The 12,089-nt window shown below is 43.1% G+C and carries 14 protein-coding genes and 1 tRNA gene; 4 read left to right on the top strand and 11 right to left on the bottom strand.

The window, feature by feature from the left end:
- Positions 1-9 precede the first annotated feature (9 nt).
- The 4 genes from NXX38_RS07155 to NXX38_RS07140 all read left to right on the top strand — a co-directional run bounded on the left by NXX38_RS07155 (position 10) and on the right by NXX38_RS07140 (position 2,501).
- Positions 10-501 (top strand): hypothetical protein, encoded by a 492-nt coding sequence (locus NXX38_RS07155; RefSeq protein WP_032842839.1) that lies wholly within the window; start codon positions 10-12, stop codon positions 499-501.
- Between the two features lie 20 nt (positions 502-521).
- Positions 522-1,157 (top strand): outer membrane beta-barrel protein, encoded by a 636-nt coding sequence (locus NXX38_RS07150; protein WP_195649656.1) that lies wholly within the window; start codon positions 522-524, stop codon positions 1,155-1,157.
- A gap of 105 nt (positions 1,158-1,262) precedes the next feature.
- Positions 1,263-1,982: a hypothetical protein gene (locus tag NXX38_RS07145; RefSeq protein ID WP_009001383.1), complete on the top strand. Its 720-nt coding sequence runs from the start codon at positions 1,263-1,265 to the stop codon at positions 1,980-1,982.
- Positions 1,983-2,030: 48 nt separating this feature from the next.
- Complete coding sequence (locus NXX38_RS07140; protein WP_074559731.1) at positions 2,031-2,501, top strand: lipocalin family protein; 471 nt, start codon at positions 2,031-2,033, stop codon at positions 2,499-2,501.
- Between the two features lie 218 nt (positions 2,502-2,719).
- Here the strand turns inward: NXX38_RS07140 and NXX38_RS07135 are convergent, their stop codons facing one another.
- The 11 genes from NXX38_RS07135 to NXX38_RS07085 all read right to left on the bottom strand — a co-directional run bounded on the left by NXX38_RS07135 (position 2,720) and on the right by NXX38_RS07085 (position 11,700).
- Positions 2,720-3,961, bottom strand: coding sequence for a DUF4861 domain-containing protein (locus NXX38_RS07135; protein WP_074559733.1), 1,242 nt, complete (start codon positions 3,959-3,961; stop codon positions 2,720-2,722).
- A gap of 148 nt (positions 3,962-4,109) precedes the next feature.
- Positions 4,110-4,913, bottom strand: coding sequence for a gluconate 5-dehydrogenase (locus tag NXX38_RS07130; RefSeq protein ID WP_195649652.1), 804 nt, complete (start codon positions 4,911-4,913; stop codon positions 4,110-4,112).
- Positions 4,914-4,953: 40 nt separating this feature from the next.
- Positions 4,954-5,796 carry a 5-dehydro-4-deoxy-D-glucuronate isomerase gene (gene kduI / locus NXX38_RS07125; RefSeq protein WP_074559737.1) on the bottom strand — a complete coding sequence of 281 codons (843 nt, stop codon included), beginning with the start codon at positions 5,794-5,796 and terminating at the stop codon, positions 4,954-4,956.
- Between the two features lie 794 nt (positions 5,797-6,590).
- Positions 6,591-6,661: transfer RNA gene (locus NXX38_RS07120), tRNA-Gln, on the bottom strand.
- 107 nt (positions 6,662-6,768) lie between these two features.
- Positions 6,769-8,061: a tyrosine--tRNA ligase gene (tyrS, locus tag NXX38_RS07115; RefSeq protein ID WP_258978918.1), complete on the bottom strand. Its 1,293-nt coding sequence runs from the start codon at positions 8,059-8,061 to the stop codon at positions 6,769-6,771.
- An 86-nt stretch (positions 8,062-8,147) separates the two neighbouring features.
- Entirely contained in the window at positions 8,148-8,840 is a 693-nt protein-coding gene (locus NXX38_RS07110; protein WP_258978917.1) for a TatD family hydrolase, read from the bottom strand.
- Positions 8,841-8,864: 24 nt separating this feature from the next.
- On the bottom strand, positions 8,865-9,140 hold the full coding sequence (yidD, locus tag NXX38_RS07105; RefSeq protein ID WP_004298909.1) for a membrane protein insertion efficiency factor YidD: 276 nt from the start codon (positions 9,138-9,140) through the stop codon (positions 8,865-8,867).
- On the bottom strand, positions 9,137-9,526 hold the full coding sequence (gene rnpA / locus NXX38_RS07100; RefSeq protein WP_081352769.1) for a ribonuclease P protein component: 390 nt from the start codon (positions 9,524-9,526) through the stop codon (positions 9,137-9,139). The genes yidD and rnpA overlap by 4 nt, the downstream gene beginning before the upstream one ends.
- A gap of 5 nt (positions 9,527-9,531) precedes the next feature.
- Entirely contained in the window at positions 9,532-10,278 is a 747-nt protein-coding gene (locus NXX38_RS07095; protein WP_074559743.1) for a uroporphyrinogen-III synthase, read from the bottom strand.
- Positions 10,279-10,282: 4 nt separating this feature from the next.
- Positions 10,283-11,116, bottom strand: a complete 834-nt coding sequence (locus NXX38_RS07090) for a DUF4271 domain-containing protein (protein WP_074559745.1) — start codon at positions 11,114-11,116, stop codon at positions 10,283-10,285.
- The gene (locus NXX38_RS07085; RefSeq protein ID WP_074559771.1) at positions 11,113-11,700 is read right to left on the bottom strand and encodes a TIGR00730 family Rossman fold protein; all 588 of its coding nucleotides are present in this window, start codon (positions 11,698-11,700) and stop codon (positions 11,113-11,115) included. The genes NXX38_RS07090 and NXX38_RS07085 overlap by 4 nt, the downstream gene beginning before the upstream one ends.
- Between the last annotated feature and the right edge of the window lie 389 nt (positions 11,701-12,089).

Below are 12,089 nucleotides of genomic sequence, written 5' to 3'. Positions count from 1 at the left end.
CAAAAGGACATGAAAACGAAAAAACTATTTCTGATTATTGCTCTGGTTGTCGGTTGTGCCGTCGGAGCCCATGCGCAAAAGACGGTCTTCAAGTTTCGTGATGCACAGGCACGTGCAGGCGATGCAGTTACTGAAGTTTGTGTCAAACCCACAGTTGTCGAGGTGAAAATACTGGAAGATAAGGGACGGATCAAGGATGAATGGACACTAAGCAAAGAGGAAGTGGAGATCGCCATGAAAGGAGAACTTGACAACATCCGTGCATGGGGGACGTATCTGTCCACCATCAAATACAACTGCGATGTCATCATGGGAGCCACTTTCAAAGTGGAAGATAATGAAAAAACAGGGGGATACACGGTTACAGTAGTAGGTTATCCCGGCATTTTCGTCAACTGGCATCCTGCCACCCAGGACGATTATGAATGGATACGTCTGCAGAAGCTATCACCCACGGATGGAAGAAGCCAGATAGCACCTGTCGTTAAGAATAAGAATTAATCACTAAAACATAAATAACAATGAAAAAAGTACTATCAATGGTTGCCGCACTCTTATTGTGCGTAGGAACTCAAGCGCAAATCGTATCATCCAGAAGCGCAATCGTCAAAACAGAGAAGCAAGCCAGCAGCACACAATGGTTCTTGCGTGCAGGTTTGAATATCATGAACTTCTCCGGTGACGGAGCCGAAGGAGCTGACTCAAACATCGGATATAACGCAACATTTGGCTACCAGAAGCCTTTAGGCAGCACAGGAGGATACTGGGGAATGGAATTTGGACTCGGCTCCCGTGGTTTCAAAGTGGAAGACACGAAGTGCATGGCTCATAATATACAATACTCTCCGTTCACATTCGGATGGAAATTTGCAGTGGCGGACAATGTTCATATCGACCCACATGTAGGAGTCTTTGCCAGCTACGATTACACAAGTAAAATGAAAACAGACGGGGAGAGCATCAGTTGGGGAGATTACGCAGATTACATGGAAGTTGACTACAATCATTTCGATGCCGGTATGAATATCGGTGTAGGAGTCTGGTACAACCGTTTCAACCTGGATCTCACCTATCAACGCGGATTCATAGATACATTCAGCGATGCCGACGGATTCAAGACCAGTAACTTTATGATTCGTCTGGGTATTGCCTTCTAAGGACAACCAAACCTCAATAAACCATATTATTTATTCAGCGTCCACGATCTTTTCTCTTCGCAAAAAGGGCCGTGGATGCTGTTTTCTTAAAAATAACGGAATATGATGACCAAACGACAATTTCTGGCAATCATGTATCTGCTGACGGGAGTTATCCCGCTGATAGCACAGACTTTCACCGAACAGAAAAAGAGCTATCCCATCAGTGCAGACGGCAATAAATATGTGGTCAGCGGATTTACCCCTTTCAGCAGCATGCAAGACGAGAACATCTACGCTAATGCACTGTTATGGACCATCAAAAATGTCTGTCCGCAGCTACGGGAAGGGATCACAGAGGTAAACGTACCGGCTAAAAACTTCAGTTGCGATCTGATACTTGCCTCGCAAGCAGATTCAAATCAGAAGAATACTTACTATTGCAAAGCCCTGTTTCAAGTAAAAGACGGCAAGTTGGTCTACTATCTTTCCAATATACGGATAGAATCATCAGCAGTGATAATGAAGAAAATCACTCCCATGGAGAAGTTGCAACCGGACAAGAAAGCATCTCACAAAGAAATCATGGATGACTTCGTACAGGTGGAATCGCAAGTATTAAATAAAATGTTCGACTTCATCGTAATGAAGCAACTTTCACCAATCACTCACTGGAATGAAATCAGCATCAACAAGCCGGTGAAAGGCATGACGGAAGATGAATGTCTGCTGGCTTTCGGCAAACCGCAGACTATTCAAGAATCAAATGGAGAAGTGCAATGGATGTATTCCAGCTCGTTCTACCTGTTCTTCAAGAATGGACATGTGGAAACGATTATCAAATAAACCCATAAAACAAATCATCTCAAAATCAAACAATTAAAACAATTTATTATGAAAACAATCTGGAAAGCAACTGTTTGCATAGTTGCAGTATTACTGTCATTCAGCATTTATTCCTGTGGCGATGACGACGATGACACTGTCGGTTCACGCGATTTACTGTTAGGAACATGGAATGGAGTGTACTATCTTTCACAAGAATGGGAAGATGGTGAAAAAGTAAGTGACTCTAAAGAAGATTTTGTAAATGGAACCAATCGTTACTCCATAGAGTTCAAGGAAGATGGTACTTATGTCGAGAAAGACGTTTATAACTCTTCCGGAAGTACTAATTATTATCATGGTACATGGAGTTACTCCGGCAATAAGCTGACTCTCATCGACACTGAAGAAGATAATTACACAGAAGTGTGGACAGTGACCACAATGACTGATAATGAATTAATCTATGAACTTCGTGAAAAAGAGAAAGAAGACGGAACGACATACGAATATTACGAACAACACGCTTTTAAGAGATAGCTCAAAAACATTGTAACACAAAAATTTCTTTCTTCTTTAGAAAGACAAGATTAGGCAAAAGTTTCTTTTTATCAAAGAAACTTTTGCCTAATCTATTGAAAAAGACGCATGATATTCAATAACAAATCACTCACTCCGTGACTAAAAAGAAATTAAAGAAGGTATTTCGACATACCCCGACAATCCTCTTTTTGTGACCGTATAAGCAATTTAGCGCATTAATATGCCACCGCCAGCGGAGTACGCAATTTCTGCGCATATTCAGCCATGTATTTATTCCAGGCATCCGGAGTCTTGATAGCCGCCTTATCCCAGGCAGATCCCCAGTAATAAGTATATTCAGCACCCGGCTCATATTCGCTGATAGCCAGCACATGACCGTCGGCTCCGCCACGATCTTTCTTTTCCTTTTCGGAAAGAAGAACCACTTTCGCCTCTTTTACCTGTGCAGGGAACGCAGCACCGACAAATATCTTACCGTTTGCACCGCTACGGTCAGTTGTAGGATCTACGTAAGTGATATAGCCATTTGCAGCATCTGCCACCACCGCACCGTCCGGTTCACGCAACACAAGTCCCGTAGTTACCGGCATTGCTTCTTTCAAATTGGTATATGAAACAACTGTTTTATTGAGATAAGAACCTGCATCCAAGGAGATGACGCGTGTTTCCACCACGTTAGAATCTCCACGGACCACCAGCGGATTAAACTCCAGCTTCACCGTGAAACGCAGCGGACCATTATCAAGGATTTCCTGTGTGCGATAGCAGTAAGGATAGATAATAGTGTCACCTGCCATCAAAGCGGCAACGCCGGCACCCAATGTGGGTCCTACGGCATAGCAATCCATACCGTATCCATGGTCGATATGGTAAGAGATGGCATTCTGCAATTCGGAAGCGGCTTTCGGGTCTGTCTTTTTCAGTTCGGCTATCTTGGCACGCTTTTCAGGATTGAGCTCTTCAGCATACAGAGATTCCAAAATCGGCTCCGTAGTGTTATACTTCGTAAAAAGATCGTAGCCGAAACCACGTTCTCCACGAGCCTGCAAAGCAGGACCATAAGCACGGAATCCGCCAAGATCATTCTCCCAGGCAACGTCGTCCAGACGTTCGGGGTAGTATTTACCGCAAGCAATGACATCAAAAGGTGCAGGTGTGCCCGGTTGAATGGTATAAGTAACCGCACTGTTTGCCCCTACCGTAACGGGGAAGACCACCTTCTCATCATACGTCACCTGATAAGGCACTTGCTGACCGTCGACGTCAAGCACCACAATTTGTGCCGTATCCGCCAGTTTCAATTTAGCGACCACATCGCTCATCGGCACTTCAACCATCTCCCCTGCCCGTTCAAGAGCCAAAGGATTGGTCACTGTGACTGTCATTGACTGCTTGCTGTCGGCACAGGAAGCAAAACCGATCAAGGCTACAGCAAACAGAATTAATATCTTTCTCATAATTAGTCTACATTGAATAAATAACATATACTTTGTAAATTAGAGGCTATTATATCCTGCAAAGGGAATAATAAAAAATAAGGTGACAGATGAAAAGAGGATGCTCTTTGCCATTCTATCACCTTACCGGAATCTCTTCTATCTTATATTATTTCGGTTGTTTTCCGATATAAGCAAGAATACCACCATCTACGTAGAGAATGTGACCGTTAACAGCGTTAGAAGCTTCAGAAGCAAGGAACACGGCAGGACCTGTCAGTTCTTCCGCTTCCAACCAACGACCGGCAGGAGTCTTAGCGCAGATGAATGAATCGAATGGGTGACGGCTTCCGTCTGCCTGCGGCTCACGAAGAGGAGCAGTTTGCGGAGTAGCGATGTAACCCGGGCCGATACCATTACACTGGATGTTGTATTCACCATATTCAGAACAGATATTGCGAGTCAGCATCTTCAAACCACCTTTAGCAGCAGCGTAAGCAGATACAGTTTCACGACCCAGTTCGGACATCATAGAACAGATGTTGATGATCTTACCTGCACGTTTTTCCATCATAGCCGGCAAAACAGCCTTAGCAACGATGAACGGAGCATTCAAGTCGATGTCGATTACACGACGGAAATCAGCAGCATCCATCTCGTGCATAGGAACACGACGGATAATACCTGCGTTATTTACAAGGATATCAATTGTACCTACTTCTTTCGCAATCGTAGCAACCATCGCCTGAACAGCCGGTTCGTCTGTCACGTCGCATACGTAACCGTGAGCTTTGATACCTTTTTCAGCATAAGCAGCCATGCCTTTGTCTACCAACTCTTGATTGATGTCGTTAAAACAAATTTTAGCGCCTTGTTCTGCAAATGCAGAAGCAATAGCAAATCCGATACCATAAGAAGCACCTGTAACGAGAGCTACTTTACCTTCCAAAGAAAAATTCAAAAACTGATTCATAATTCTTTTTGTTATTAAATTAGGAAAATTATTGTAGTTGTTATTTCAAATCCGTAATCAACGAGAAGTCCTGATCGCCGTAGTCGAGGTTCTCGCCACCCATTCCCCAGATAAAGGTATAGTTGTGGGTAGCAGCAGCCGAGTGGATTGACCATTCGGGCGAAAGAACGGCCTGATCGCCTTTCATCCATACGTGACGCGTCTCGCCTACCTCACCCATGAAGTGGCAGATAGCATGATCTTCGGGGATCTCGAAATAGAAGTAGGCTTCCATACGACGGCTGTGTACGTGTGCCGGCATTGTGTTCCACACACTTCCCGGAGCGAGTTCCGTCATACCCATCTGCAACTGGCAGGTAGGCAACACCTGATTCACCAACATCTTATTGATGTTGCGGTGATTGGAACCTTCCAAAGAGCCCATTTCAGCTACCACGGCATCGGCTTTCGTCACCTTACGGTCGGGATAGTTGCGGTGTGCAGTCAGTGAGTTGAAGTAGAATTTAGCAGGATGGGCAGCGTCTTTGCTTTCGAAAGTCACTTCGCGATCGCCCGACCCCAGATAAAGAGCTTCTTTATAGTCCAGTTCGAACTCTGCGTCACCAGCTTTCACAATACCGGGACCGCCGACATTGTAGATACCCATTTCGCGACGGGTGAGGAAGAACGGAGCTTTCAGCGGATCAATCGCTTCGAGCGTCAGCACCTCTCCTACCGGAAGCGCACCACCTACCACCATACGGTCGTACATGGAATATACCATATTTACTTCATTGGGGACAAATATGTTTTCGATTAAGAAATCTCTGCGGATTCTTGTTGTATCATAACTTTTTGCATCTTCCGGATGCGCAGCATAGCGAATTTCATAGTTCGTTTTCATACCTTATTTATTTATAGTTATTGAATAAGTTCTCTTTCTACGTGCACTTCGTTTACGTACACGATGCAAAAATAGCAAAAGAAAACGGGTTTACCTTGCAATTTTGTTCCAATTATCCACCAAAAATGTCCAGAATCTGTGCAATGTACACTTTTTTAACGAACTATAATACGTTTTGGGAGAGATTTCTACTTAATGCAGCCAAAAGCTTCCATTAAAATAAGATCAGCTATTGACTTTCCTCTTTTTATTTTGTATCTTTGAGGAACAGAAAAAGAAAAAGCAATATGAGTTATATAAAAATCAAGACATAATAACACATTATCAAAACATATATTTCCATATATGGAAGAACCGAATGGGAGAAAATCAGCACTGATTTTCTCCCATTTTGTATATATAAATCCCAAACATTCCAATAATTTCCTGAAAATAGTTTTTAATAAACCCAGATACCGTTCTTAATAAACTCCCCCACTATTTATTAAAAACGGTATTCGGATTTATTATAGAACTGTAAATATATTATCGCTAACAATATAGAAGTCTATTCAAATATGAGTAAGGCAAACATCGAAACAGTCAATATTACGTACAAATAAGCTATAATAAATTTCTTACATCCTAATAAAGAGATACTTCTTCAAGGCATTTTTCTCGACTTCGGCAACCAAAATATAGAAATCATCGTGTTGTTGTTCCGTATGTGAACGTTCTAATGACTCAAGAAGTGACTTTGCATCCACAAAAAAGAAAAAGCCCCGAAAGATATTCTCTTTCAGGGCTTTTCTTCGTTGGACTACCAAGATTCGAACTTGGACAAACAGAACCAAAACCTGTTGTGCTACCATTACACCATAGTCCAAACTTATGTGCTTTCTGTTAAAAAGCGGTGCAAAGATAGAGGTTTGCAAGCAAACCTCCAAATATTTCGTTCACTTTTTTATATTCTATCGAGTGAATCGTGCATTATTACTTTGCAATCAGCAGATAATAGTTCTTTTTACCGCGCTGAACAAGCAGATATTTCTCGTCGAGCAGGTCAGCAGTCGTAATTACCTGATCAAAGGTCGCCAGCTTCTCCTTATTCAACGAAACGCCACCGCCCTGAACCAACTTACGCATTTCACCTTTCGACGCAAATACGGCCGCATTATCAACGAATAGATCAACAGCCTTTACTCCTTCTGCCAATGCATCACGGGAAATCTCAAATTGAGGCACTCCTTCGAATACAGCAAGCAACGTATCTTCATCCAGTTTGCGCAAAGCTTCCGAAGTCGCATTACCGAACAAAATGTTCGATGCGTCTACTGCTGCGTTATAGTCATCTTCAGAATGAACCATCACAGTCACTTCCTTAGCCAGACGTTTCTGGAGGAGACGCAAATGCGGAGCTTCCTGATGTTCGGCAATTAATGCTTCAATTTCTTCTCTCTCGATAGAAGTGAAGATTTTAATATAACGTTCGGCATCGGAGTCGCTTACATTCAACCAGAACTGATAGAACTTGTAAGGTGAAGTATAGCGAGGGTCCAGCCAGATATTTCCGGATTCTGTTTTACCAAACTTACCACCATCAGCCTTTGTAATCAGCGGGCAAGTCAACGCGAATACCTCTCCCCCATTGGTACGGCGGATCAATTCGGCACCGGTAGTAATGTTTCCCCACTGGTCGGAACCACCCATCTGGAGCTTACAGCCTTTCGTTTCATACAAATGAAGAAAGTCATATCCTTGAAGCAACTGATAAGTGAACTCGGTAAATGACAATCCATCACGCGCTTCACCATTCAGACGACGTTTCACAGAGTCTTTCGCCATCATATAGTTTACAGTGATGTGCTTTCCTACTTCGCGAACAAAATCAAGGAAAGTGAAGTCTTTCATCCAGTCGTAATTGTTCACCAGCTCGGCACGGTTAGGTACATCCGACTCGAAGTCGAGGAATTTGGCAAGTTGATTCTTGATACACGCCTGATTGTGACGCAATGTCTCTTCGTCCAGCAGGTTACGTTCTGCCGATTTACCGGAAGGGTCACCAATCATACCTGTAGCGCCGCCGATCAGTGCCAACGGCTTATGACCGCAGCGTTGGAAATGACGAAGGATCATCACTCCACAAAGGTGACCAATGTGTAGCGAATCGGCAGTCGGGTCGATACCCAAGTAGGCAGTCACCTGCTCTTTGCTTAACAACTCTTCTGTTCCCGGCATGATGTCCTGCAACATGCCACGCCATCTCAATTCTTCTACAAAATTCATCGTATTACTCTTTAATTATTTGGTTTTTATTGTATTTCAATTCCATGTGCGACAAAAGTACGACTCTTTCTCGGAAGATACAACTCTTACGCCTTAAAAAAGACATTTTGGGTATTCCGGCGAATCACCTCACGCAACGCTTCCACTTCTACCCCACGCACCCTGGCTGCCTGACACAGGATATCTTCAATATCAAGCAAACTGTCATCCGTTTCCAAAAACAGGCGTTCATCGGGGACTATCTGCATCGTTTCATCGGGATAATATTCTCCAAAAGAAAGATAAAACCCCTTCTTCAACAACTGTACTGCCTGCTCCGGTTTTCCACGAAAGCCATGCCATATCCAAGGTTGTTGGGGACGAGATTCTTTTTTCACGGCCAGCAGTTCTTCCATTGCTTTCACGCAGTGGATAATCAACGGCATGCCGAGCTTTTCCGACAATTTTACCTGTTCCTTAAACACCGCTAACTGAAGCTCCATCGAAGCTTCCGCCAATTTATCCAGCCCCGCCTCTCCTACAGCTACAAACTGTTTTCCCTGCAACTGCTGTTGAAGAAAGCTCAATTGCTGACTGACATTACTCTCTCTCACCTCCCAAGGATGAATACCGACAGAATAATAAGATCCTCTACCCACAGTCACTTCCACATTCTCTGCCAGAGGCATATACGATGGAGAGTCCGCCAATAACGGATAATTGATGATAGATTTCCCTAGAGAATCAACTTCCTGTTTATGAGTATGGATATCTAAAATATCAGTCACATTCTTTTTCATTTCCTATTTCTCATTTCAGTTGTTTCAAGGCACGGGATCATAACCGGAACCACCCCAGGGATGGCATCGCAGAATACGCCGCACAGCAAGATAAAGCCCCTTTATAGGACCGTGTTTCTTAATTGCTTCGAGCGCATACGCTGAGCAAGTAGGCGTGAACCGACAAGAGGGAGGAGTAAGGGGTGAAATACAAATCCGGTAAAAATAGATGGGAACAAGCAGGAAGAAGGAAAATACCTTTCTCAAAATTCCCGTAACGAATACCCATGCGGTAGATATCCGGGAGTTATGAGGTTTCATGAGAATAGTTTTTCAGAGATGCGCGCAAGCGCTATTTTCATTTTCTCTTCCAGCTCGGCAGTAGCAACAAGCTCGTCCGACAGATAGATAAAGGCAACGGCCAACCGTTGCTCCCGGCGTTGCAGTTCATCCACCAGAAGAGACTTGTTCTTCCGGTAGGCTTCACGTATCTGGCGTTTCACCCGGTTACGTTTCACCGCCCGTTTAAAACGACGTTTTGATACACTGATTAATATAGAAGCAGGAGCCTCTCCCTGCTCGACAGGCATATATACAACGCGTATCGGAAAGATGGAAAACGATTTAGAAGCACCGCCTTCAAACATCTTTCCGATCAAAATTTTACTATTCAGCCTTTCGGCTTTACACAAAGTATATATACCCACTCTGTTTATTTATTGTTTTCCTTGATAAACATGTCAAGTGCGGCAGTCATTGACGGAGCCTGCACCGTAGGAGCCTCAAGATCCAGACGGAGACCTGCGTCACGTACAGCCTGTGCGGTAGTAGATCCGAACGTTCCGATCTTAATCTCTTTCTGATTAAAATCCGGAAAGTTTTTCTTCAAAGAAGTCACTCCGGCAGGGCTGAAGAACACTAACATATCGTAATCAAACTCCTCGTCCGGTGTAAAGTCGTTGCTCACCGTGCGATACATCACAGCTTCCGTATGCTGAATGCCGTTCTTGTCGAGCAGGTTTTTCACATCGTCATTATGTACGTCTGACATCGGAACGAGATACTTCTCCGTTTTATGCTTCACGATGGAAGGAATCAGGTCTTCAATCTTTCCGGTAGCCCCAAAGAAGATCTTACGCTTACGATATTGCACATATTTCTGAATATACAATGCAACAGCTTCCGTCACACAGAAATACTTCATTGTCTCGGGAATTGTCACACGCAACTCTGTACACAAAGTGAAAAAATGGTCAATAGCATGGCGCGAAGTGAATATTACGGCAGTGTGGTCGAGAATCGAAATTTTCTGTTGCCGAAATTCTTTCGCCGAAAGACTTTCAACCTTAATGAAGGGTCGGAAATCTATTTTAACGCCATACTTCTCAGCTATGTCGTAATAGGGAGATTTCTCTGACGCAGGCTTAGGCTGCGACACTAGTACTTTTTTAATTTTCAACGTCCTAAAATTTTATTAGCAAAATATTGTTCATTTGAATCATACCCTGATACAGTAAAAGACAAGGTACTATTTCAAGAGCGCAAAAGTACAAAATTAATAGGAAAAGCCCGCTAAATTGATGAAAAAAAAGCTTTATCCACTTATAAAACATCAATATTTTAGTGAAAATTAAAATAATAGACCCGATTATAACCAAATTCGTTAGACTCAAATCAAAATAAACCAGGAAAAGGACGAACGGAAAAAGGGCAAATCCGACATAATATATGAGCGCAGAATACGATTCCAGCCATATATTTGTCTTATTTTTATCAAAAAAAGTCCACCCCAGAAACATATAAAGCAACCATTTCAGTAAGAAATAAGCGAGGCAAAAACCAACGTAAATACCCAGCAAAAGGAGGGAGGATACATGATCCATCAGAGCGGGAGATGTATCATGAAAATAATTAAAAAATGTGATGCCCGACAAGACACAGGTCTGCAATACAAGCACAAGGAGATAACGCACATCGGCCGCCGTAGAGCTATCAAAAATGCTCGTCCGTTCGCGATGCAACACAAAGTCTTTCACCTGTTGGGAGAGAAATTTCTTTCCGCGTGCCAAGGCAATGGAGGAAAGAAAGAAGCAAGCCAGTAATGTCAGTGCAATAGCATCGTCCGTACGGGGAGAGTAGGAGATAGGGGTTCCTTCAAAGCCGGAATCAACCTCTTGTACAGCATGAAGATCGGCCAACTGCAGACTATCACTGTCTGCCTTTGCCGGACTAATCTGTTTCTGCTGGAGAAGAGACAAGGTATCCGCGTTCTGGGAACTTAGTGTGTCGCCTATCATATCGCTGCAAATTTACGAATGGAAATATCCCATACAGGAGTCTCATAAAGGAGCTGAACCGCTTCTTCCGGCGTCTGTGCCACTTTCCATATATCACCGTGTTGGCGTCGCATAAAGTTCTCATCGATTGCCTTTTCAAGCATTTCGAGCAATGGATCGAAAAATCCGTTTGTATTGAGGATTATAATCGGATTGAGATACAACCCCAACTGTTTCCAAGTGATAATTTCCAGCAATTCTTCAAGGGTACCGCATCCACCCGGCAAAGCGATGATACCATCACTCAAATTGGCCATCTTCTGTTTGCGTTCGTGCATGGATTCTACCTCGATCAGCTCTGTCAGTCCAGTATGATGCCAGTTTTGTTCCACCATGAAGCGGGGAATCACTCCGGTCACTTCACCGCCATTTTTCAACACAGCATCTGCCACAGAACACATCAGACCAATACTCCCGGCTCCGTTTATCAAACGGATACGGTGTTCGGCAAGCAGACGGCCGAGAGTCTCGGCTGCTTGAAAGTAAACAGCATCTATCTTGGTACTGGAAGCGCTATATACGCATACGGAATTTATCTGATTCATCTTCATCACTATCCTTTATTATATCAAGGAGGCAAAATTACGAAAAAATTCCGTTATTCATATTCAACTTAATCAGAGATCATTGTTATCTCCACATTTATATCTTCATAAAAAAATCTTGGACTTCTTATTTATAGAAGTCCAAGAGCTTTTCTCACAGAGAATACATCTATCACAGATTTCTCATCTACTAACAGGTGTATCACATTGTTGCTGAATAAACTTTATTATCTGAACTATAAAATCGTTCAAATACCCTACCAGTAGTAATCCAGCACACAATTAAAAAGTGATTTTAATTTTACGTTTCAATATACCTTTATGGGCCTTTCACAAGGCTTATTAAGCCCACGAATAAAAGTGAACCGATTCTTTCCCCTTTCGGTCAT

The sequence above is a fragment of the Bacteroides sp. BFG-637 genome, assembly GCF_024793605.1.
Lineage (GTDB): Bacteria > Bacteroidota > Bacteroidia > Bacteroidales > Bacteroidaceae > Bacteroides > Bacteroides vicugnae.
The sequence above is the reverse complement of the archived record's forward strand: the minus strand, read 5'-3'. Positions and strand labels throughout refer to the sequence as shown.

What these genes read in the sequence shown, in the direction of transcription:
- NXX38_RS07085 (WP_074559771.1), bottom strand. Translation starts at nt 11,700, where the DNA reads ATGAATCAGATAAATTCCGTATGCGTATATAGCGCTTCCAGTACCAAG.
- tyrS (WP_258978918.1), bottom strand. Translation starts at nt 8,061, where the DNA reads ATGAATTTTGTAGAAGAATTGAGATGGCGTGGCATGTTGCAGGACATC.
- NXX38_RS07155 (WP_032842839.1), top strand. Translation starts at nt 10, where the DNA reads ATGAAAACGAAAAAACTATTTCTGATTATTGCTCTGGTTGTCGGTTGT.
- yidD (WP_004298909.1), bottom strand. Translation starts at nt 9,140, where the DNA reads ATGAAACCTCATAACTCCCGGATATCTACCGCATGGGTATTCGTTACG.
- NXX38_RS07090 (WP_074559745.1), bottom strand. Translation starts at nt 11,116, where the DNA reads ATGATAGGCGACACACTAAGTTCCCAGAACGCGGATACCTTGTCTCTT.
- NXX38_RS07145 (WP_009001383.1), top strand. Translation starts at nt 1,263, where the DNA reads ATGACCAAACGACAATTTCTGGCAATCATGTATCTGCTGACGGGAGTT.
- NXX38_RS07110 (WP_258978917.1), bottom strand. Translation starts at nt 8,840, where the DNA reads ATGAAAAAGAATGTGACTGATATTTTAGATATCCATACTCATAAACAG.
- NXX38_RS07150 (WP_195649656.1), top strand. Translation starts at nt 522, where the DNA reads ATGAAAAAAGTACTATCAATGGTTGCCGCACTCTTATTGTGCGTAGGA.
- NXX38_RS07130 (WP_195649652.1), bottom strand. Translation starts at nt 4,913, where the DNA reads ATGAATCAGTTTTTGAATTTTTCTTTGGAAGGTAAAGTAGCTCTCGTT.
- kduI (WP_074559737.1), bottom strand. Translation starts at nt 5,796, where the DNA reads ATGAAAACGAACTATGAAATTCGCTATGCTGCGCATCCGGAAGATGCA.
- NXX38_RS07135 (WP_074559733.1), bottom strand. Translation starts at nt 3,961, where the DNA reads ATGAGAAAGATATTAATTCTGTTTGCTGTAGCCTTGATCGGTTTTGCT.
- NXX38_RS07140 (WP_074559731.1), top strand. Translation starts at nt 2,031, where the DNA reads ATGAAAACAATCTGGAAAGCAACTGTTTGCATAGTTGCAGTATTACTG.